Source organism: Nonomuraea rosea (assembly GCF_039539705.1).
Taxonomy (GTDB): Bacteria; Actinomycetota; Actinomycetes; order Streptosporangiales; family Streptosporangiaceae; genus Nonomuraea; species Nonomuraea rosea.
This window is the reverse complement of the sequence record NZ_BAABDQ010000029.1, coordinates 88,104-108,464: the sequence shown is the minus strand read 5'-3', so window position 1 is coordinate 108,464 and position 20,361 is coordinate 88,104. Positions and strand designations below refer to the sequence as shown.

Genomic DNA, 20,361 nt, shown 5'->3' with positions numbered 1-20,361 from the left:
GGCCGGTCAGGGGTGAGCGGGGCCGGTCAGGTGTGAGTGCGGTCGCGGCGGGCGCGCAGGAAGAGCGCGGCGATGAGCACGCCGAGCAGGACCAGGGCGGCGTTGGCCGCGATGGCGACGGTGACCCCGTGCAGGACGGCGCCCGCGGCCACGACGCCGCCCGTCGTGGCGGTGACGATCGCGGACATGATCGGGGTGCCCATGGTGATGCCGACCTGCTGCGACATCGAGGCCAGTCCGGTGGCCAGGCCCTGCTGGTGGTCGGGCAGGCCGGTGGTGGCGGTGACCATGAAGCCGACGATGACCAGCATGTTGCCGACGCCGCCGAGGAAGGTGGCGGGCAGCAGCAGCCCCATGGAGGCCGGGCTGCTGCCGAGGAGGAGCAGGGCGGCGGTGCTGACCGTCTGCAGCAGCCCGCCGCCGACCAGCACGGTCACGATCGAGGTACGGGCGATCGCCTTCGGGGCGAGCAGGCCGCCGATCACGGTGCCGAGCCCGAGCACGCCGAAGGACAGCCCGGCGGCGAGGGCGGAGAAGCCGAGGGTCTTCTGCAGGTAGAGGGTGAGCAGGTACACCAGCGAGGTCTCGGTGACGAAGGCGAGCAGGCCGAGCAGGTTCCCCCAGGCCACGGTCGGCTTGCGCAGCACGTGCAGGGGGACCAGAGGCTGGGCGGCCGTGCGTTCGACGCGGTGGAAGACGACGAGCAGGGCGGCGCCGGCCAGCAGCCCGGTCAGGGCGAGGGGGTGGGTCCAGCCGTGCTCGCCCGCCTGGGTCAGGCCGTAGACGATGCCGAGCAGGCCGAGGGTCACGCTGAGCGCGCCGGGCAGGTCCAGCCGGGGCCGGGCGGCGGGGCGGGACTCGGCGATGACGGCGGGGGCGACGAGGAGCACGGCGAGGGCGACCGGCACGTTGATGAAGAACGCCCAGCGCCAGGACAGCAGGTCGGTCAGGACGCCGCCGAGCACGGCCCCGGTGGTGAACCCGGCGGACATGAGGGCCCCGTTGAGGCCCAGCGCCTTCTGCCGGAGCGGTCCTTCGGGGAAGGACGTGGTGAGCAGCGCGAGCCCGGCCGGGGTGGCGGCGGCGGTCGCGAGGCCCTGGGCGACCCGGGCCACGATGAGGATCTCGGGGGTGGGGGCGAGCCCGCCGGCGAGCGAGGCCACGCCGAGGAGCGCGAGGCTGCCGAGGAAGATGCGCTTGCGGCCGATCAGGTCGCCGATGCGGCCGAAGAAGAGGGTGAACCCGGCCGCGCTCAGGGCGAAGGCGGTGGCGATCCACTGCAGGTTCGCCAGGGGGAAGCCGAGGTCGTCGCCGATGGCGGGCAGGGTCACGTTCAGGATCGAGAAGTCGACGGCCAGCATGAACTGGGCGACCAGCAGCACGGCGAGGACGATCTTGAGCCGGCCGGTCAGGTGCCGGGGCGGCGTCTCGGGGGCGGACGCCGGCAAGGGCTTGGTGGTGGTCATGACAGGACTTCCTCTCAGGCGTGCCGGACAGCACGCCGCTGCAAACGGGTTTGCAGTTCCGTTAAGACGAGAGGAACAGTAGCACCAGATGGGACATTAAGGGAACTCAAGTCCCGATAAGGGCTTCCATGGGGCTCGACCCTGGCGAGGACGCCTGTTCACGGCGCCGATCGGTGCCGTGAAGGCCGGAAAAGGAGATGATCCTCTCCAGGTTCGGTGCGAGGCTGGGCCCGTGAGTGACACGCGAACCGTGGTCCTGGTCGAGGGCGTCAGCGACAAGTCGGCCATCGAAGCGCTGGCCGAGCGCCGTGGCCGGGACCTGGCCGCCGAAGACGTCTCCGTCGTGGCGATGGGCGGCGCCACGAACATCGGGACGTACGTCACCAGGTACGGCCCCCTCGGCCGCGACCTCCGGCTGGCCGGCCTGTGCGACGCCGGCGAGGAAGCCGACTTCCGGCGGGCCCTCGAACGCGCCGGACTCGGCTCCGGCCTGGAGGCGCTCGGGTTCTTCGTATGCGTCGCCGACCTGGAGGACGAGCTGATCCGCGCCCTCGGCACCGACGCGGTCGAGCGCGTCGTCGATGCCGAGGGAGAGCTCCGCTCGTTCCGCACGCTCCAGCGGCAGCCCGCCTGGCGCGCGGGCAGCACCCACGACCAGCTGCGCCGGTTCATGGGGTCGGGCGGCGGCCGCAAGATCCGCTATTCCGCCCTGCTCGTCGCGGCCCTCGATCTCGATCGCGTGCCGCGCCCGCTGGACCTGCTGCTGGCCCACCTGTCAGGCAGCCGGAGCCGGTGACGCGACGTCCGGCCGCCGTCCAGGAGGTTCAGCTGAGGTTCGCGAGCCGTACCAAGGTCTGCTCGGACGCCCGGGTTATCTCGGACGCCCGGGTTATCTCGGACGCCCGGGTTATCTCGGACGCCCGGGTTATCTCGGACGGCACGCCCAGATCGTCCAGGTACCCGCCCGTGTCGCGCATCTCCTGCGCCCGCCGCACGGCGTGCGTGCGGGTGCCGGTCAGGAACCGGTCGGTGATCGCCTGCCCGTCGCCCGCGAGCTGCCCGGCGACCTCGGCGCGGATCCACCTCTCGTCACCCGCGGCCCGCCCCGCCGCGACGGCCTCGCAGACCACCGAGGCCAGCCCCTTCATGAACACGCTGCGCAGCAGCTTGCGGCCCATGGCCGCACCGGGGGCCCGTCGAGCACCTCCACCGGCGCGCCCAGCAGCCCGGCGATCGCGGCCGCCCCCGGGGCCGCTGGCCAGCAGGGGCACCTGCTGCCCGTGCATCGGCACCGGGCCCAGGATGGCCACGTCCGCGAAGCCGCCGATCGTGCTCCCCAGGCGTTCGCGCCTTCGTGGCTGGGCTCGCCGTTCACGCTCGCCCTGCGGCTGCAGCGGGCCGCCATCGGTTACTGGACGGCCGTGTTCCTCGCCGTCGGCCTCGTCTTCGGCGCCATGACCGGCGGCATGGCGGAGACCGATCTGCCCCTCTTCGCCGAGGCCGACTTCGGGCGGGCGTGGATCAGCCTCATGGTGTTCACCGGATCCCTCTACATCGGCGTCTTCGCGGTCCTGTCGGTCGTCGGGCTGCGGGCGGAGGAGACGCGCGGCCGGATCGGTCCCGTGCTGGCCGGGCCGACCGGCAGGGTCGCGTGGCTGGGGTCGTCCCTGCTGGTCACCGCGCTCGCCGTGGTCATGCTGTCGGCGGTGTACGGGGCCGCGCTCGGCCTCGGAGCCGCCCTCTCCACGGGCGATCCCGGCCTCCTGGGAGAGGTCGTCCGGGCGAGCCTCATCCGCGTACCGGAGCCGCTGGTGCTGCTCGCCGTCCCCGCCGCGCTGCTGGGGCTCGCCCCGCGCGCCGTCGGCGCGGCTTGGGCCGTGCTCGTCTACAGCGGGTTCGTGACGGTCCTGGGCAGCTACGCCGGCCTACCGGCCTGGGTGTCGGACACCTCCCTGCTGTCCCACCTTCCCTGGCACCCGCTGGGGCAGTTCGCGCCCGTGGCCACGGTGCTGCTGACCGCCCTGGCGGCGGTACTGACCGGCCTCGCCCTGTACGGCCTGCGCCGCCGCGACCTCACCTAGCGGCACCCCTACTCAAGAAAGTGAATAGTCATCTTCTTGAGTACGATGGCGGGAAAAGGGAGGGTGGCTCGATGGCGTTGCGGCACGCCGTGCTGGAGCGGTTCGCGACCTCCGTCCACAAGCCTTCCTTCATCCGCGACGACCTCCTCGTCAAGGTCCAGGCCGCCGGCCACCTCGACGCCGGCGAGCTGATCGCGCAGCTGGAGGAGCGGGCCGTGATCGCCGATGCCAAGATCGAGCTGTTCGCCGGGCTGCTGCGGCGGATGCGCGGCGACAGGCGCGAGGAGGAGTTCCTGCGCCACGGCGACCGGATAGGCCCCTACCTGACGTGCCGGCGCGGGCTCGCCTTCGAGGAGGGCGACCGGGACTGGTGCCGCCGCAGCGCGGCGATCCTGCGAGAGAGGCGGACGGCTCATGCCGAGCGGTGAATACCTGCGTTACGTCGCCCTGGGCGACAGCCAGACCGAAGGGCTCGGCGACGGCGACGACCACACCGGCCTGCGCGGCTGGGCCGACCGGCTGGCCGCGCAGCTCGCCGCGACCAGCCCCGGCCTCCAGTACGCGAACCTGGCCGTACGCGGCCGCCTCGCCGGCGGGGTGCGCGCCGAGCAGCTCGGCCCCGCCCTCGCCCTGCGGCCCGATCTGGCCACCGTCGTCGCGGGGGTCAACGACCTGCTGCGGCCCGGGTTCGACGCCGACGAAGTGGGCGGTCATCTGGAGGCGATGTTCGCCGCGCTCACCGCGCAGGGGGCCCTCGTGGCCACCCTGACCTTCCCCGACATGGCCAGGATCACGCCGCTCGCCCGCCCGTTCGGCCCCCGGGCCGCCGCGCTCAACCAGCGCATCCGCGCCGCGGCCCAGCGCCACGGGGTGATCGTCGCCGAGACCGCCCACCACGAGGTCGTCACCGACCCGCGGCTCTGGTGCGCCGACCGGCTGCACGCCAACCCGCTCGGCCACGAACGCATCGCGGCGGCCATCGCCCACGCGCTCGAGCTGCCCGGCAGCAGCGACGCGTGGACCCACCCCCTGGCGTCGCCCGCGCTCATCCCGTCGAGGTGGCGCGCGTCGGCCACGGAGCTGCGCTGGGCCGCCGCCTTCCTCACGCCGTGGATCGTGCGCCGCCTGCGCGGGCGTTCGTCGGGCGACGGCCGCACGGCCAAACGCCCGGACCTGCTGCCCTTCCAGACGCTCCCCGCCGACGGCGAGGCGCGCCTGACGGACTGACCCCCGGGCGCGATCGGCGTGACCGGCCCGCCGGTCAGCCTTCGGGCCGCTCGACCAGCGGCGTGTCCACCAGGTGCTCGATCAGGAACCAGGTCTGCAGCTCGCCGGTCCTGATGACCTCGGAGACCAGCAGGTCGTTGGTGCCGTCGTCACCCATCTCCTGGGCGCGGGCAGCCGCGTCGTGGCAGGCGACGAGGATCGTCTCGTGTGCCTCGATCAGGCGGGACAGCATGGCGGGCACCTCTTCGGCGCCGTTCGGCGGGCGCGGGATCACGGTGATCTCGGCCACGTGCCTGGGGTCGCCGATCGCGACGCCGCCGAGGGTCTGGACCCGTTCGGCGATCTTGTCCACCAGCTCCAGCTGCTCTTCCGCGTGCTTGTCGAGCAGCAGGTGGAGCTGGTAGAAGGTGGGGCCGCGCATCAGCCAGTGGTGCTTCTTGTACAGGCTGTAGAGGATCTGCGTGTCCGCCAGGATCTGGTTCAGCCGCTGGCAGGAGTACATCCGCGCGTCACGGGTGAGCCCGAGCGGGAACATCCGCACCGAGCCGAACTCCTGGATCTCGATGCCGTTGACGTGCAGCCACGGCTGGCTGTCCGCCTTCGGCCGGGCTGCCTTGGTCGAGCGTCTGATGGCCACGCGTGACTCCTTGGAAGACAGGCGAACAGGAACGGTCGCCCGTAACCTCCCCTGCGCTGCACCAAGAGTCCCTGCGAGTCGTCACAAGAGCAGGTCAAACCCGCCGGGCCGCCGTCATCGAGCCGCGGCCCTGACGGGTCACGGCGCCAGGAAGGCGGCGCGGTCGGGCTCGGGCAGCCACTGGCGCCGCGGATCGTACGGCCGGCAGGCGCTTTTGACGTGGTCGGCGAGCAGGTCGAGCGTCGGGTGCGGATTCTGCTGGTGGCGCAGCAGCCACCACGGATAGACCGGCGTCGGGTCGATCAGCGGGAGCCGCACGGTGTCCGGATGCCACGGCACCCGGGTGCTCTCGCCGATGAAGCTCACCAGCCGGTTCGAGGCGATCTCCTGGACGAAGTGCTCGTAGCCGAAGTCGGGCCCCGAGATGTCCATCACAATGCCGAACTCCGCACCCAGGAAACGGTAGAACTCGGCCCACTCGCTGCCCTCGGTGTTGCCGGGCATCCACGCGGTGGTCCCCGCCAGCTCCGCCATCCGCAGGCGTTGCCGTTCCCCGCCCGCGAGCGGGTGGTCGCGGGCGGCCAGCAGGTGCAGCGGTTCGAGGTAGGCGGGCAGGGCGCTCAGGTCGTCCTCCAGCGTGCCGCTGATCCGGCCGAACGCCGCGTCGACCAGCCCGCGGGCGAGCGAGACGCGGGCCGTCCTGAAGCCGTCGGAGGTGACGATGTCGACGTCCGCCCCGTCGGTGGCCTGGTGGAACGCGTGGATCAGATCGATGGAGGCCAGCCGGGTGTCCAGCACGTCGACCCGCAGCGCGCGCCGCCGCCCGCGCAGTGCTTCGAGCGCCTGGTCGGCGAGCCCGACCAGGGCGCGCGCGTGCGGCAGGAACGCCCGGCCGTCGCCGGTGAGCCCGGCCCCGTGCCGCGAGCGGAAGAACAGCCGCAGGCCGAGGGCGGACTCCAGCCGCGCGATCCGCTTGGAGATGGCCTGCTGGCTGATGCCGAGCCGGACGGCCGCCTCGCTGAAGTAGCCGTCCTCGGCGATGGCGACGAAGGCCCGGACCGCGCTCAGATCCAAGTCCGCAGGTGCGGCCTCTTCGACAACTGCTGGTTGTGCTGTGTCGGCGTGTCGATTGTTGGACAACCAGGCCTTCCCTCGGGTCGAATGCTCCGCGTCGCGTCAGACTCTACAACCAGGGGGAGTGGCCAGTGGCGGGATCCTTCGTACACCTGCACGTGCACACCGAGTACAGCATGCTGGACGGCGCCGCCAAGGTCGGCCTGCTGATGGACGAGGTGTCCCGGCTGGGGATGCCGGCCGTGGCGATGAGCGACCACGGCAACGTGCACGGCGCGTACGAGTTCTACCAGGCGGCCCGCAAGGCGGGCGTCAAGCCGGTCATCGGGATCGAGAGCTACGTCGCCCCCGCCTCCCGGCACCACCGCAAGGCGGTGTACTACAGCGACAACCTGGCCCTGCGCCGCTCCGACGACGACACCGGCGCGGGCGGCGACGTCTCGGGGCGCGGCCTGTACACGCACATGACGATGTGGGCGGCCGGCGCCGAGGGGCTGCGGAACCTGTTCCGGCTCCAGACACGCGCCTGGCTAGAAGGACACGTCCAGAAATATCCGCGCATGGATGATGAACTGTTCGCCGAGCACGGCCAGGGCGTCATCGCCACCACCGGCTGCCCCTCCGGCGAGGTCCAGACCAGGCTGCGCCTCGGCCAGTACGACCAGGCCGTCGAGGCCGCCGCCCGCTACCGCGACATCTTCGGCGCGGAGAACTACTTCCTGGAGCTGATGGACCACGGCCTGGCCATCGAGCGCCGGGTCCGCGCCGACCTCCTGCGCCTGGGCCAGCGGCTCGGCCTGCCGCCCCTGGCCACCAACGACTCCCACTACGTCACCGAGGGCCAGGCCGGGGCGCATGACGCGCTGCTGTGCGTCGGCACCGGCAAACGGCTCGCCGACGAGGCCCGCTTCCGGTTCAGCGGCAGCGGCTACTACGTCAAGCCGGCCGGGGAGATGCGCGCGCTGTGGGACGCCGAAGTGCCCGGCGCCTGCGACAACACGCTGCTGATCGCCGAGCGGATCGGCGACTACGGCGAGGTGTTCGCCCACCGGGACCTGACGCCGCGCTTCCCCGTGCCCGAAGGGGAGAGCGAGTCGAGCTGGCTGCGCAAGGAGGCGCTCGACGGCGCCCGCGCCCGCTACGGCCCCCATCCGTCCCAGGAGGTGCTCGACCGCATCGACTACGAGCTGTCGGTCATCGACGCCATGGGCTTCCCCGGCTACTTCCTGGTGGTCGCCGACATCTGCCGGCACGCCAGGCGCAGCGGCATCGGGCTGGGCCCAGGGCGCGGCTCGGCCACCGGCTCCATCGTCGCCTACTGCACGGGCATCACCCAGCTCGACCCGATCGAGCACAAGCTCATCTTCGAGCGCTTCCTCAACCCCGAGCGCATCACCATGCCCGACGTCGACCTCGACTTCGACGACCGGCGGCGGGACGAGATGATCGACTACGTCACCCGCAAGTACGGCGACGACCGGGTCTGCCAGATCGTCACGTTCGGCACCATCAAGGCCAAGGCCGCCGTCAAGGACTCCTGCCGCGTGCTCGGCCTGCCGTACGCGCTGGGCGACCGCATCACCAAGGCCTTCCCGGCGGCGGCCGGCGGCAAGGAGATCCCGCTGGCCGCCATCCACGACACCCGGCACCCGCGCCACGGCGAGGCGGCCGAGCTGCGGGGCATGTACGACCAGGACCCCGACGTCAAACGCATCGTCGACACCGCGCTCGGCCTGGAGGGGCTGACGCGGGGCACCGGCATCCACGCGGCCGGCGTGATCCTCTCCAGCGAGCCGCTGATCGACGTGATCCCGCTGGTCAAGCCCAAGGCGGACGGCCCGGTCATCACCGCCTTCCCCTTCACCCAGGCCGAGGACATGGGCCTGCTGAAGATGGACTTCCTGGGCCTGCGCAACCTCACCGTCATCGGCGACGCCATCGCGAACGTCCGCGCCAACAAGGGCGCCGACATCGACATCCTGGAGGTGCCGCTCGACGACGCCACCACGTACGAGCTGCTGGCGCGCGGCGACACGCTCGGCGTCTTCCAGCTCGACAGCGGCGGGATGCGGGTGCTGCTGAGGCTGATGCAGCCGACCACGTTCACCGACATCGCCGCGGTGAACGCGCTTTATCGGCCCGGCCCGATGGAGATGAACGCCCACACCAACTACGCGCTGCGCAAGACCGGCAAGCAGCCGATCGAGCCCATCCACCCCGAGCTGGCCGAGGCGCTGGAGCCGATCCTGGGCGACACCTACCACCTGGTCGTCTTCCAGGAGCAGGTCATGGCCATCGCCCAGCAACTGGCCGGCTACTCCCTCGGGGCCGCCGACATGCTGCGCAGGGCCATGGGCAAGAAGAAGAAGGAGGTCCTGGACGCCGAATGGGACAGGTTCGCGGCGGGCATGCGCGGCCGCGGCTTCTCCGACGAGGCGATCACGTCGGTCTGGGACGTCCTCGTCCCCTTCAGCGGCTACGGCTTCAACAAGTCCCACACCGCCGGCTACGGCCTGGTCTCCTACTGGACCGCCTACCTCAAGGCCAACCACCCGTCCGAGTACCTGGCCGCGCTGCTCACCTCCGTCGGGGACGACAAGGACAAGATGGCCGTCTACCTGTCGGACTGCCGGCGGCTGGGCATCAAGGTGCTGCCGCCCGACGTCAACGCCAGCCAGCTCGACTTCGCCGCCGTCGGCGCCGACATCCGGTTCGGCCTGGGCGCCGTGCGCAACGTCGGAGCGAACGTCGTGGCCGCGATCGTCGCCACGCGGGAGGCCAAGGGCCCCTACACCGGCTTCAACGACTTCCTCACCAAGGTCCCGTCCGTCGTCTGCAACAAGCGCGTCATCGAGTCGCTGGCCAAGTCCGGCGCGTTCGACAGCCTCGGCCACCACCGCGCGGCCCTGGTCGCCGTGCACGAGCAGGCCGTCGACGCGGTCATCCAGGTCAAGCGGAACGAGGCCCACGGCCAGGACTCGCTGTTCGGGGAGCCGGGCCAGGACGCGGTCTTCTCGATCGCGATCCCGGAGGGGGAGTGGGACAAGGCGGCCCTGCTCGCGTTCGAGCGCGAGATGCTCGGCCTGTACGTCTCCAGCCACCCCCTCGACTCCGCCGAACGCGTGCTGAGCGCCAACCGCGACACCACCATCGCCGGACTGCTGGCCTCCGGCCGCCAGGACGGCGTGACCCGGCTGAGCGGCATCGTCTCCGGGCTCCAGCGCAAGGTCACCAAGCAGGGCAGCCCGTGGGCGATCGTCACCCTCGAAGACCACGACGCCGCCGTGGAGTGCCTCATCTTCCCCAAGACCTACCTGCTGTACGGGGAAGAGCTGGCCGAGGACCGGGTGATCTCCGTACGCGGCCGGATCAACGTGCGCGACGAGACGATCAGCGTGTACGGCGAGGAGATCGTCCAGCTCGACGTCTCCGACGCCGGCGCCGAGCCGCCCGTCGTGATCTCGATCAGGGAGGCGCAGCTCAACGCCCGGGTCGTCCAGGAGTTCAAGCACATCCTGAGCACCCATCCCGGACGGGCCCCCGTCCACGTGTGCCTGCACCGCCCAGGCGCCAGGAGCGTGCTGCTGAACCTGGAGCCCTTCCAGGTCGCCGCGGAGCCGGCGTTCTTCGGCGACATCAAGGCCCTGTTCGGCGCCGCCGCGATCGGCGGCCAATGAGCGAGCCGGCACCTCCGGTCTGCAAGCCACTGCAAGGGCTTGCAGACCGGCTTGCCATCCGGGCGTCGTGACAGGAGGGGTACGGGCGGTAGGCTGAGAGTCGTGACTATGCGCCTCGCCGACATCGCCGTTCAAGCGGGCGTGAGCGAGGCGACCGTGAGCCGCGTGCTCAACGGCCGGCCCGGCGTGGCCGCCGACACCCGGCAGGCGGTGCTGACCGCGCTCGACGTGCTCGGCTACGAGCGCCCCGTCAAGCTCAGGCAGAACCACACGGGTTTGATCGGCCTCATCCTGCCCGAGCTCAACAACCCGATCTTCCCCGCGTTCGCCCAGGTCATCGAGAACGCCCTCGTGCTGTCCGGCTACACCGCCGTGCTGTGCACGCAGACGCCCGGCGGCATCACCGAGGACGACTACACCGCCCTGCTGCTCGAACGCGGCGTCGCCGGCATCATCTTCGTCAACGGCCTGCACGCGGACTCCCGCTCCGACCGCGCCCGCTACCTCCGGCTCATCGAGCTGGGGCTGCCGATGGTGCTGATCAACGGCTACCGCGCCGACATCGAGGGCCACTACATCTCCAACGACGACGTCGCCGCGCTCGACATGGCCGTCAACCACCTGGTCTCGCTCGGGCACCGGCGCATCGGCCTCGCGGTCGGCCAGGAGCGGTTCGTGCCCACGATCCGCAAGACCGAGGGCTTCAAGCGGGCGGTGGCCGACTACGCGGGCGTGACCGACGCCTCCGACCTGGTGGTCAACACCCTCTACACGGTCGAGGGCGGCCGGTCGGCCGCGCAGCAGCTGCTGGAGCGCGGCTGCACGGCCATCTGCTGCGGCAGCGACATCATGGCCATCGGCGCCATCAAGGGAGCGCGCAGCATGGGGCTGCGGGTGCCCGAGGACGTGTCGGTCGTGGGGTTCGACGACACGCCGATGACGGCCTACCTCGACCCGCCGCTGACCACGCTCCGCCAGCCCGTGCGCGAGATGGGGCTGGCCGCCGTCGCCGGCCTCCTGGACGAGATCCGCGGCCTGCCCGCGCCGCGCGGGGAGCTGGTGCACCGGCCGGAGCTGGTCGTCCGCCGCTCCAGCGCACCCGCGCGCGCCGCCCTCCACGCCGCCACCTCCTGACACCGCACCTCCTCCCGCACCTCCTGAGGGCGGGGCCGGGGGACGGCTCCCGCCCTGCGCAGGGCCTCCTCTTTCGTTCCGCGCCCGGAGGCCTTCTTCGCTTCGCGCCGGGGTCCTACTTCGTGTCGCGCCCGGTGACCGACGGGGCTCCCGGCGCGCACGGGTCGGCCGCGCCGCCCCGCACGACGCCGTCCTCGACGGCGGTGACGCCGGACCCGATCGTGTAGTCGGCGCCGTGGTTGTTGTCCCAGCTGCCCGAGCCGTTGTTGAAGGTCACCTGGAACGTCGTCGCGGTGCCGAGGCCGACCGTCTTCTTCCGCCAGCCCGCGCAGGCCGCGTCCATGACGATCCCGGGCACATTGGTCCAGGTTCCGTTGACGCCGTAGTGGATGTAGGCCGGGTTCCAGCCCGTCTTGTAGAAGACCGTCGCCTGGTTGCCGGTCGGGGTGGGAGACGGCGTGCCGGACGCGCCGGTGCGGACGGCGATCGCGCTCTTGGCCGGGACGGTGACCGTGGCCGTGCCGCCCGAGCCCACCGTGACCGAGCCGCCGCCCGCCACGTTCTGGTACGTCCCGGCGGCCAGGCCCGTGGTGAACGTACGGGTCACGGCGCCGCCGCCGTTGTTGATCGCGACCCAGCCCTTGTCGCCCCGGCTGAAGGCGATCAGGTTGCCGCCGTCGTCGGCCCAGTTGGCGACCGAGGTGCCCGCCACTGTGTTGTAGAAGCCCACCATGCCGGACATCTGCCGGTCGAAGCAGGTCCACCTGCCGCCGGCGCAGTCGGTGTCGGTGACGAACCCGCCGCCGGACGAGGGCGGGCCGGCCTCACTGTCGTTCCAGGTGAAGCCCGCGTAGACGCTCGGCGTCCCGTACGGCCAGGCCAGCATGAAGACGTTGGCCAGCCGGTAGGCGTCGCCGTTCTTGTAGCTGAGCGTGGAGCCGTTGCGCTCGGTGTCGTGGTTGTCGACGAACACCACGGCCTTGTCACTGGCCACCGACAGGCCCCAGCTCTGGCCGAAGGTCTGCAGGTACCTGATCTGGCCGGTGAACTGCTCGCGCAGCTTGCGGCCGTAGACGAACTCCTGGACGTCGCCGATCCCGGTGTACTGGCTCGGCTGCACCGCCTCGCCCGCGCCGTAGATGACCTCCTGCTCGAAGTACGGCGAGCCGGGCAGCTTGGCCTTGATCGCGGCCAGGTCGGCGGGGCTGATGTGCTTGGCCGCGTCGATGCGGAAGCCGTCGACGCCCAGCCCGATCAGCTTGCCCAGATACCCCGCGATCTTGGTGCGGACGTAGTCCGAGCCCGTGTCGAGGTCCGACAGCCCGACGAGCTCGCAGCCCTGCACGTTGGCCGCGTCGCCGTAGTTCGTGATCGAGCAGGTGGGCCGGTGGAAGTCGGCGGCCGAGTAGAGGCCGGGGTAGTCGTACTTGCCGAAGGCGTAGCCGCCGTAGCTGGTGCTGCCCTGGCCGGTCATGTGGTTGACGACCGCGTCCACGTGCACCTTGACGCCCGCCGCGTGGCAGGTGTCGATCATGCTCTTGAACGCGGTCTGGTCACCGAACTTGCTGGTCAGCTCGTAGCGGGCGGGCTGGTAGACGTCCCACCAGACGGAGCCGCCCTTGGTCATCGAGTCCTCGGGCGGCGCCACCTGCACGGCGCCGTACCCGGCGGGGCCGAGGACGGCGGTGCACTCCCTGGCCACCGACCTCCAGTTCCAGTTCCACAGGTTGGCGATCACGCCGGTGCCGGTCGCGGCGTCCGCGGCGGGGCTGGTGAGCGCGGGGACCGCGATGGCGGCACTCGCCAGCACACTTAACGCGGCCGTAATGAGGGGTTTGTACGGTTTCATCAGCGGGGGTCTCCAGGATGCGTAACGGGATCCCGTAGGACGGGCCGGGTGAGCCACCACCTGGCCCGTTCACGCTTGAGGGGCCCGTGCTTGCCCGGAAGTTACTAACTGAAGACGCGTTCTGCAATACCTTGCAATGCCTTTCAGGGAGAATTGCAGAAAAGCTGCGCCCTTTTATCCCCATATATTGCTGAAAGGGCGGATTGAAGCTCTCTCAATTCCGCAGAGAGACTAACGGGCCAATCGCTGGCTGGCGACGCTTTCAACCTTCTTGCAGTCCGGCGCCTAGGCGCAGGTCTTGGTCTCCGGCACGCAGAACGTGATCTCGGGATAGCTCGCGGCCGGCTTGTCCAGCAGCGGCTGGGGCTTCTTGCGCAGGTGCAGGTCGAAGAAGGCGGCGACGTAGGTGCGGGTGATCTTCATGGCGCGGGCGCCCGGGATCTCGGACCCGTCGTCGATGCCGAGCTGGTCGGTCAGCACGCCGAGGTCGGTGAAGGACGTGTGCTCCGCCCCCGTCATCAGGAGCCAGCGCTTCCACCCGGTCAGCAGCTTCCAGTCGCGCTCCCAGGTCGCGGCGGCTTCCCCCTCCCCCGGGGTGTAGGTGCCCGGCTTGCCCAGGAACAGGAACGGCCGCGCCAGCCCGGCCGCCGGGATCTCGCTCTCCGTGGTGCCGTCGATGTCGATGCCGGCGCGCAGGCGGGAGTCGGCGAGCAGCGCCGCGATGGTGCTCGCGCCTCCGGCGGAGTGGCCGGCCATCGCGATCCTGGACCGGTCGATCAGGCCGCCGTGCTTCCACCTCGGATGCGCGCCGGTCAGCTCGTCGAGCACGAAGGAGACGTCGGCCGCCCGGCTCTTCTCCAGGCCCGCCCACCACGCCGGGTTCTTCTTGATGTCGCACGTGACGCAGGTGGTCACCCGCCCGTCGGGGAAGGTCTGGGCGACGTTCTCGTAGGTGTGGCCGATCGAGGCGACCACGTAGCCGCGGCTGGCCAGGTCCTCGCCGAGCGCCGTGAGCTCGGCGCGGGGCTTGGAGTGGCCGGGGGAGAGCACGACGAGGGGCAGGGTGTGCTTCCGGCCGGCCGGCTTGGCGTCGAGGAACGCGTGGGTGCGCGTCTTGCTCAGCACGTCGGCCGGCACGCTGGTGATCTCGCCGTCCTTGAGGAGCAGCTCCGACTCCTTGGCCGTCATGTACGGGGCCCGCTGGCGGCCCGGCGCCTTGGCCGGGTACCACAGCGAGACCATGAGCTCCCTGGCCTTCACCGACGGCACCCACGGGTCGGGGCGCGAGGTGTCCTTCAGGTAGAGGGAGGTGGTGCCGACGGGCTGGGACCCGGTCGGCTTCGGCAGGTGCGGCGTGGCCGCCGTACCCGACGATGACGCGCGGGCCTGCGCGGATGCGGGTACGGCGCAGATGGCCAGGGTGAGCAGGCCGGTCACGAGCGTCAGCGTACGACGCGCTATCAGGTTGTGCATGAAGGTCTTCCTTGTTCCTTTTCTAGGTCAGCCGGTGGCGGGTCCACCGGAAGCAGAGCCAGGTCAGCAAGGCGGTGAGGAGGAGGAAGAGCGCCGTCTCGATCCACTGCAGGGCCCAGAACCGGCCGGCCGGCTGGTACGTCACCAGTTGCCGGTAGCCCTGGCCGGACAGCTTCGCGAAGCACTCCTCGCTGAACGAGGGACGAAGCGGAATCTGCTGCCCCGCCGGCAGCACGCACCCCGCCAGCCAGGAGGGCGGACGAGTGACGCGACCGGAGGCGTCGACGGTCTCGTTGGCCAGCACCCACGCGCCGCGCGGCCCGGCCACGGCCAGATCGGCCAGCCCGCCCGAGTCGTCCACCCCGATCTTCGAGAGGTTCGCGACCGTGATGGTGACGCTCTCCTGAGCCGGGGGCAGCAGGTACGGGCGTACCGCGAAGGGCACGGCGACCTGGACGGCGGCGAACACCATGAGCGTGGCGGCCATGGCCGGCACGGTGCGGCGCAGCAGGATCCCGGCGGCGACGCCGAGCACGAACGCGAAGGCGGCATATCCGGCGGGCACGATCCCGCGCGCGCCGAACACCAGCGGCGAGAGCCGCGCGGTGAAGAGCCCGGTGTCCGGCGTGATCAGGTCGACGAGGATGGTGCCGGGCCGGCTGGCGGCGTCGACGGGGGCGGCCCACCAGGTGACCGCGAGGCTGAGCAGCCCCGCCGCGGCGACGGCGGCCAGGCCGGCGACGGCGAGTTTGACGGCCAGCCACCGGGTGCGGGTGACGCCCTGGTTCCACACCAGGCGATAGGTGCCCGTCTCCAGCTCACGGGTGACCAGCGGGGCACCCCAGAAGACGCCGATCAGCGCGGGCAGCCCGAAGACCGCCGTGATGCCGGCGTCGTACAGATATCCGTCCCCCTGGACGAGCGGCCCGCCGGAGCCGAGCGGCGGGCCGGCGATCACGAGGAGGGCGGCGAGCACGGCGAGCAGGGCGTACACCGTCACGGCCTGGACACGGAACTGCCGCCAGGTCAGCCAGATCATCGAAGCAGCTCCAAGGCGGGGTGGCGGCCGGCGTCGGCGGGCCGGGCCAGGTACGCCAGCACGAGGTCCTCCAGGCCGATCGCGCCGACCGTCCAGGCCGGATCGAGGATCGGCGCCTCGGTGCGGATGACCAGCGTGGACTGCCGGTCGGTGTGGCTGGCGGAGAGGACCTCCTGGTCGGCGGGCAGGGTGGTCTCGTCGCGGCGCGGCCCGGTCAGCCGGTGGTGGGCGGACAGGAGCTCGTCGACCTCTCCGGTCAGCCGCACCCGTGCGGCGACCAGCACGATGAGGTGGTCGCAGACGCGTTCGAGATCGCCGATCAGGTGGGAGGACAGCACGACGCTGAGCCCGTGTTCCGCGACGGCCTCCATGAGGTCCTGCAGGAACTCGCGCCGGGCGAGCGGATCGAGTGCGGCGACCGGCTCGTCGAGCAGGAGCAGCTCGGGCCGCTTGGCGAGGGCCAGCGTCAGGGCGAGCTGGGCGCGCTGCCCGCCGGACAGCTTTCCGGCCCGCCGGTCCGGGTCCAGGCCGAGGCGCTCGATCCGGTGCCGGGCCAGGGCGTCGTCCCAGCGCTGGTTGAGCCGGGCGCCGAGGCGCAGGTGCTCGGCGACGGTCAGGCCGGCATAGGTGGGGGTGTCCTGGGCGACGAAGCCGACCTTCGACAGCTGCGCCGGGCCGCTGCCGGGCACGCCGCCGCACACCTCGATCGTGCCGGACGTCGGCGCCAGCATCCCGGCGGCCAGGTTCAGCAGCGTCGACTTGCCGGCGCCGTTGGGGCCGACCAGCCCGGTCACGTGCCCGGCCGGGACGTCCAGCGTGCAGCCGGTCAGCACCCAGTCCCGCTTGTACTTCTTGCCCAGCCCTTGAGTCCGCAGGACCGGCGTCACGCTATGTCCTGTTCTGCGGCGGTCCGAAAGGTGGTGCTGAACAGCGCCTCGATGCTCTCGTCGTCGAGCCCCGCCAGCCGGGCCTTGCGCAGCCAGCGCTGCAGGTCCTGACGTAGCGGGCGGAGCGCGGCGGGGGACGCGCCGGACAGCGTCGCGGTGACGAACGTGCCGACCCCGGGGCGTGCGGCGACCAGCCCGGCGTGTTCGAGCTCCCGGTAGGCCTTGAGCACGGTGTTCGGGTTGATCGCCAGCCCCGCCACCACGTCCTTGACCTTCGGCAGCTGGTCCCCTTCCACCAGCAGGCCCAGCCGCAGCGCGTGCCGCACCTGCTGGACGAGCTGCTGGTACGGCGACAGGCCTGACTTGCTGTCCAGATGGAACTCGATCACCAAGCGCTCCTTCATTTATCTATCTAGATAGCACTATAGGGTCATGGTCGAGCGCCTGGCAACGCGGAGCCTCAGGACCCAAGGGTTTTACGGGCGGACCGGCCTTGATCGGGCTGCTCACCCGGCTGTCTGACCCACTCGGAGATCACCAACGCCAGCGCCCACATCCATGGGCGGGTCACCGCACTACGGGCGCGAACCGGTGGCGAAACGCCGCCAAGTCGTCGTGGCCAGCCGGACACCGTGCGGAGCTCCGCTTTCCATGAGCTCAGAATCACACGAGTTCCACCGCCGCACCAGGCCGCCATAAAGCCTCTGTACCTACTAGTATGTATGATGCTGACATGGACACGAGGGAACGTCTCATCGAGAGCACCCGCGAGCTGCTGTGGGAGCGCGGCTACGTGGGCACGAGCCCGAAGGCGATCCAGGCGCGCTCCGGTGCGGGTCAGGGCAGCATGTACCACCACTTCCACGGCAAACCCGACCTGGCGCTCGCCGCGATCAGCCGCAGTGCGGAGGAGTTGCGAGACCGGGCGGAGACCGCGTTCGCAGGGTCCGGCACCGTGGTCGAGCGGGTCGCCGCCTACCTGCGGCTGGAGCGGGACGCGCTGAAGGGCTGCCCGGTCGGCCGCCTGACCCAGGATCCCGACGTGATGGCCGATCCGGATCTGCGCGCGCCGATCGCGGAGGTGTTCGCCTGGCTCACCGGACGGCTGGCGGGGCTGCTCGCGGAGGGGCGTACGAGTGGTGAGCTCGATGACAAGCTCGACCCCGCGGCCACGGCCGCCGCGCTGGTGGCGGCGCTGCAGGGCGGTTACGTGCTGGCCCGCGCCGCCGGCTCGGCCGAGGTGTACGCCCAGGCCATCGACGGCGCCCTCGGCCTGCTCGCCTGCCACGCCCGTTAGAAACCCGCGCTGTTAGGAGAAACCATGCCATTCGTCCGTATCGACGCCTTGCGGGCCGGCCCCGACCGGCTCGACGCGCTCGGCCGCGCCGTCCACGACGCTCTGGTCGAGACCATCGGCATCCCGATCGACGACCGCTTCCAGGTCCTGACCAGCCATGACGGCACTCAGAGCACACTGCGCTACGACGGCTTCCCCGGCGTGCGGCGCGACGACGGCCTCGTGTACGTCGCGATCACGATGCGCTCCGGCCGCACGCCCGAGCGTAAACAGGCCCTCTACCGGCGGATCGCCGAGCTCGCCCACGAGTACGCGGGGACCGAGCCGCGAAACGTGTTCGTCGCCCTGACCGAGAACGAACCGATCGACTGGTCGTTCGCCGACGGCGTGGCCCACTACGCCGTCTCCGCCGACGCGACGGGCGGCGCGTGACGGTCAGTCCGAGCGGCCGGGGCGACAGGTGGCACGTGGCGGTCAGCCTGAGTTACCGGGGGAGACAGGCGACCGGCTGCCGCTCCATTCCTTGACGCGGCGCAGCCAGGTGACGGCGGTGGGGCCCGGTTCGGCGGCGAGCGCGGACGCGTGGAAAACGTGCGGCATCTCGTCGTAGACGTCGAGCCGGACGTCTCCGCCGGCGGCCGACGCGGCCTCGGCGAAGCGGCGCGCGTCGTCGAGCAGCACCTCCTTGGAGCCCACCGCGAGCAGGAGCGGCGGCAGTCCGCGCAGGTCACCGTGCAGGGGCGACTGGGGCGCCTCGTCCGGCCGCGCACCGGCCAGGTACTGGGTACGGACGTGATCGAGCACGGCCCGATGGACGACGTCCTGTCCGTCGTTGGCCTCGATCGAGGGACTCGACAGGGTGAGATCGGTCTGCGGGGAGACCGCCAGGGCCGCCGCGGGGAGCTCGTCCCCGGCTTCCTTGAGCACGAGCAGCGCCGACAGCACCAGGGTGGCGCCGGCGGACTCGCCCGCCAGGACGATCCCCGAAGCCGGTACACCCTGAGCGAGCAGGCTCAGGTAGACGGCCACCACGTCTTCGAGCGCGGCCGGATACCGATGGGCGGGCGCGAGCCGGTAATCCACCGCGACGACGGGGCGGCCGGTCGCCTGGGACAGACGGTAGGCCATGACCCGCTCCATGTGCGGGTTGGCGTACTCGAACCCGCCTCCATGGACGTAGACGGTGACGGCCTCGGCCGACTGGCCTGCGGTGCTGATGGTCTCGGTCGAGCCGTGCGCGACGGTGACGGCATCGGCCGACTGGCCTGTGGTGCTCACAGTCTCCGCCGGGTGGTTCGCGGGGGTGACGGTTTCGGCTGGCTGGCGTGGGGCGGTGACCCAGGTGGCGGGGACGCCGCCGGTGCGCGGCAGGAGAGGAGTGAGATCGGCGTCGGGCGGCAGCGCAGGAGGCTGCGACTGCATGGCCATGATCTCGGCCAGGACGATGGCGCCGCCATCGGGGGTTGCGGGGATGTGGGTGATGTACACGAGATGAGTCCTTGGTGCGGGACGGTGGGCAGGCTGGCGCCGTACGCCGTCCTACGTGGTCGTAAGCCGGTGGGGAAAGCCGCTCGAAGGGCGGCGGCAACCCGCGGCCGGCCGGCGCGCGACGATGAGCCGCGAGCAGCCGGAGGCGGGTGGGGAACGCAAGCTGGGGACGGGTAGCCGCGACGCTGACGCACGGCACCGCCGCACACGCGATCGGCGTGGCGGGTGCGCGCGATGGAGGTGTCAGCCGCGCCCGGTGAGCTGAGAAGTCACGAGATTACCCCCTATTACGGTGCCTCCATGCGGCCGGCGTTCTCCTCGCCCGGCATCACGCGACACGAAGGCCATTACAGCCACGGCGGTCGCCGGCTGTCAAACCATCCGCCGTTTGACGCCCGGCGGGAAGCGTGATGGGATCCCACGTCAGCGTCGCGGTGTACCCGGCAAGCAGATCGCCGAGGGCATGGAGGCGCGCAAACATGGGACGCCCATGGACCCACCTGTCAAACCCGCCGAGCGCCTCACCGCGTTCGGCACCCAGCTGATCGACGTGCATCTCTGGCTCCGCGAGGAGCTGGCCCGGCTCCGCCGGGACGTCGACGCCCATCTGGCGGGGCGGGCCGACCGGCCGCGCGAGCTGCGTACGCACTGCCTGGCCTTCTGTTCCGTGCTGGAACGCCATCACACCGGCGAGGACGGCGGCGCGTTCCCCGCCCTGGCCGGGCACTTCCCGGAGCTGCGGCCCGTGCTCCAGGAGCTGAGCCGTGACCACCGGCAGGTCAGCGAGATCCTGCACCGGCTGCAGGAGCTGCTCGACGGCCTCGGCACGATCGAGCCTCGGCGCGTGCGCGCCGAGCTGGACGGCCTGGCCGCGTTGCTGGAGTCGCACTTCACCTACGAGGAGCGGAAGATCGTCGCGGCCCTCGACGCCCTGAACGTCCCCGGCTGGACCCTCTCACCGCCCGGCTTCCTGCTCACCACCGCGCCCGGCGGCCAGGACGGCGAACCCGCGTGACCTGGCCCGGAAGCGGC

19 protein-coding genes are annotated in these 20,361 nt (G+C 71.3%); 9 read left to right on the top strand and 10 right to left on the bottom strand.

All coding sequences use genetic code 11. The features are described 5' to 3' along the window. Nucleotides 1–26: 26 nt before the first annotated feature. Nucleotides 27–1,466, bottom strand: coding sequence for an MFS transporter (locus ABEA43_RS45750; RefSeq protein ID WP_345572343.1), 1,440 nt, complete (start codon nt 1,464–1,466; stop codon nt 27–29). Nucleotides 1,467–1,698: 232 nt separating this feature from the next. Here ABEA43_RS45750 and ABEA43_RS45745 point away from each other — a divergent pair, with 232 nt between their 5' ends. Continuing rightward, nucleotides 1,699–2,262 (top strand): TOPRIM nucleotidyl transferase/hydrolase domain-containing protein, encoded by a 564-nt coding sequence (locus tag ABEA43_RS45745; RefSeq protein WP_345572342.1) that lies wholly within the window; start codon nt 1,699–1,701, stop codon nt 2,260–2,262. A gap of 28 nt (nt 2,263–2,290) precedes the next feature. Here the strand turns inward: ABEA43_RS45745 and ABEA43_RS45740 are convergent, their stop codons facing one another. Continuing rightward, the gene (locus ABEA43_RS45740; protein WP_345572341.1) at nt 2,291–2,644 is read right to left on the bottom strand and encodes a DUF1932 domain-containing protein; all 354 of its coding nucleotides are present in this window, start codon (nt 2,642–2,644) and stop codon (nt 2,291–2,293) included. A 102-nt stretch (nt 2,645–2,746) separates the two neighbouring features. Between ABEA43_RS45740 and ABEA43_RS45735 the strand changes: the two genes are divergently transcribed. From ABEA43_RS45735 to ABEA43_RS45725, 3 genes are all read left to right on the top strand, one after another. After that, the gene (locus tag ABEA43_RS45735) at nt 2,747–3,547 is read left to right on the top strand and encodes a hypothetical protein (RefSeq protein WP_345572340.1); all 801 of its coding nucleotides are present in this window, start codon (nt 2,747–2,749) and stop codon (nt 3,545–3,547) included. Nucleotides 3,548–3,618: 71 nt separating this feature from the next. After that, nucleotides 3,619–3,975, top strand: coding sequence for a virulence activator alpha C-terminal domain-containing protein (locus tag ABEA43_RS45730; RefSeq protein ID WP_345572339.1), 357 nt, complete (start codon nt 3,619–3,621; stop codon nt 3,973–3,975). Further along, the gene (locus tag ABEA43_RS45725; RefSeq protein ID WP_345572338.1) at nt 3,962–4,774 is read left to right on the top strand and encodes an SGNH/GDSL hydrolase family protein; all 813 of its coding nucleotides are present in this window, start codon (nt 3,962–3,964) and stop codon (nt 4,772–4,774) included. Before ABEA43_RS45730 ends, ABEA43_RS45725 begins: the two co-directional genes overlap by 14 nt. Before the next feature lie 34 nt (nt 4,775–4,808). Here the strand turns inward: ABEA43_RS45725 and ABEA43_RS45720 are convergent, their stop codons facing one another. Next, complete coding sequence (locus ABEA43_RS45720) at nt 4,809–5,411, bottom strand: Dps family protein (RefSeq protein ID WP_345572337.1); 603 nt, start codon at nt 5,409–5,411, stop codon at nt 4,809–4,811. Nucleotides 5,412–5,549: 138 nt separating this feature from the next. Beyond that, nucleotides 5,550–6,485: a LysR family transcriptional regulator gene (locus ABEA43_RS45715; protein ID WP_345572336.1), complete on the bottom strand. Its 936-nt coding sequence runs from the start codon at nt 6,483–6,485 to the stop codon at nt 5,550–5,552. 131 nt (nt 6,486–6,616) lie between these two features. Here ABEA43_RS45715 and dnaE point away from each other — a divergent pair, with 131 nt between their 5' ends. Together dnaE and ABEA43_RS45705 are read left to right on the top strand one after the other, a co-directional pair. After that, nucleotides 6,617–10,162: a DNA polymerase III subunit alpha gene (gene dnaE, locus ABEA43_RS45710; protein ID WP_345572335.1), complete on the top strand. Its 3,546-nt coding sequence runs from the start codon at nt 6,617–6,619 to the stop codon at nt 10,160–10,162. Between the two features lie 102 nt (nt 10,163–10,264). Continuing rightward, nucleotides 10,265–11,296 carry a LacI family DNA-binding transcriptional regulator gene (locus ABEA43_RS45705; protein ID WP_345572334.1) on the top strand — a complete coding sequence of 344 codons (1,032 nt, stop codon included), beginning with the start codon at nt 10,265–10,267 and terminating at the stop codon, nt 11,294–11,296. A gap of 115 nt (nt 11,297–11,411) precedes the next feature. Here ABEA43_RS45705 and ABEA43_RS45700 read toward each other — a convergent pair whose 3' ends face one another. From ABEA43_RS45700 to ABEA43_RS45680, 5 genes are all read right to left on the bottom strand, one after another. Beyond that, nucleotides 11,412–13,145, bottom strand: coding sequence for a carbohydrate binding domain-containing protein (locus ABEA43_RS45700; RefSeq protein ID WP_345572333.1), 1,734 nt, complete (start codon nt 13,143–13,145; stop codon nt 11,412–11,414). 285 nt (nt 13,146–13,430) lie between these two features. Beyond that, on the bottom strand, nt 13,431–14,618 hold the full coding sequence (locus ABEA43_RS45695; protein ID WP_345572332.1) for an alpha/beta hydrolase family protein: 1,188 nt from the start codon (nt 14,616–14,618) through the stop codon (nt 13,431–13,433). A 22-nt stretch (nt 14,619–14,640) separates the two neighbouring features. Further along, complete coding sequence (locus ABEA43_RS45690) at nt 14,641–15,657, bottom strand: ABC transporter permease (protein ID WP_345572331.1); 1,017 nt, start codon at nt 15,655–15,657, stop codon at nt 14,641–14,643. Then, complete coding sequence (locus ABEA43_RS45685; RefSeq protein ID WP_345572330.1) at nt 15,654–16,544, bottom strand: ABC transporter ATP-binding protein; 891 nt, start codon at nt 16,542–16,544, stop codon at nt 15,654–15,656. The genes ABEA43_RS45690 and ABEA43_RS45685 overlap by 4 nt, the downstream gene beginning before the upstream one ends. Then, a complete protein-coding gene (locus ABEA43_RS45680) occupies nt 16,541–16,933 on the bottom strand; it encodes a GntR family transcriptional regulator (RefSeq protein WP_345572329.1) in 393 nt (130 codons plus the stop codon). The genes ABEA43_RS45685 and ABEA43_RS45680 overlap by 4 nt, the downstream gene beginning before the upstream one ends. A 344-nt stretch (nt 16,934–17,277) precedes the next feature. On the opposite strand from ABEA43_RS45680, the gene ABEA43_RS45675 reads away from it, so the two are divergent. Together ABEA43_RS45675 and ABEA43_RS45670 are read left to right on the top strand one after the other, a co-directional pair. Then, the gene (locus ABEA43_RS45675) at nt 17,278–17,841 is read left to right on the top strand and encodes a TetR/AcrR family transcriptional regulator (protein ID WP_345572328.1); all 564 of its coding nucleotides are present in this window, start codon (nt 17,278–17,280) and stop codon (nt 17,839–17,841) included. Between the two features lie 24 nt (nt 17,842–17,865). Then, nucleotides 17,866–18,273: a tautomerase family protein gene (locus tag ABEA43_RS45670; RefSeq protein WP_345572327.1), complete on the top strand. Its 408-nt coding sequence runs from the start codon at nt 17,866–17,868 to the stop codon at nt 18,271–18,273. Between the two features lie 42 nt (nt 18,274–18,315). Here the strand turns inward: ABEA43_RS45670 and ABEA43_RS45665 are convergent, their stop codons facing one another. Beyond that, the gene (locus ABEA43_RS45665) at nt 18,316–19,329 is read right to left on the bottom strand and encodes an alpha/beta hydrolase (RefSeq protein ID WP_345572326.1); all 1,014 of its coding nucleotides are present in this window, start codon (nt 19,327–19,329) and stop codon (nt 18,316–18,318) included. Nucleotides 19,330–19,819: 490 nt separating this feature from the next. Here ABEA43_RS45665 and ABEA43_RS45660 point away from each other — a divergent pair, with 490 nt between their 5' ends. Continuing rightward, complete coding sequence (locus ABEA43_RS45660; protein WP_345572325.1) at nt 19,820–20,344, top strand: hemerythrin domain-containing protein; 525 nt, start codon at nt 19,820–19,822, stop codon at nt 20,342–20,344. Nucleotides 20,345–20,361 lie beyond the last annotated feature (17 nt).

What these genes read in the sequence shown, in the direction of transcription:
- ABEA43_RS45695 (WP_345572332.1), bottom strand. Translation starts at nt 14,618, where the DNA reads ATGCACAACCTGATAGCGCGTCGTACGCTGACGCTCGTGACCGGCCTG.
- ABEA43_RS45690 (WP_345572331.1), bottom strand. Translation starts at nt 15,657, where the DNA reads ATGATCTGGCTGACCTGGCGGCAGTTCCGTGTCCAGGCCGTGACGGTG.
- ABEA43_RS45670 (WP_345572327.1), top strand. Translation starts at nt 17,866, where the DNA reads ATGCCATTCGTCCGTATCGACGCCTTGCGGGCCGGCCCCGACCGGCTC.
- ABEA43_RS45700 (WP_345572333.1), bottom strand. Translation starts at nt 13,145, where the DNA reads ATGAAACCGTACAAACCCCTCATTACGGCCGCGTTAAGTGTGCTGGCG.
- ABEA43_RS45730 (WP_345572339.1), top strand. Translation starts at nt 3,619, where the DNA reads ATGGCGTTGCGGCACGCCGTGCTGGAGCGGTTCGCGACCTCCGTCCAC.
- ABEA43_RS45675 (WP_345572328.1), top strand. Translation starts at nt 17,278, where the DNA reads ATGGACACGAGGGAACGTCTCATCGAGAGCACCCGCGAGCTGCTGTGG.
- ABEA43_RS45750 (WP_345572343.1), bottom strand. Translation starts at nt 1,466, where the DNA reads ATGACCACCACCAAGCCCTTGCCGGCGTCCGCCCCCGAGACGCCGCCC.
- ABEA43_RS45725 (WP_345572338.1), top strand. Translation starts at nt 3,962, where the DNA reads ATGCCGAGCGGTGAATACCTGCGTTACGTCGCCCTGGGCGACAGCCAG.
- ABEA43_RS45740 (WP_345572341.1), bottom strand. Translation starts at nt 2,644, where the DNA reads ATGGGCCGCAAGCTGCTGCGCAGCGTGTTCATGAAGGGGCTGGCCTCG.
- ABEA43_RS45660 (WP_345572325.1), top strand. Translation starts at nt 19,820, where the DNA reads ATGGACCCACCTGTCAAACCCGCCGAGCGCCTCACCGCGTTCGGCACC.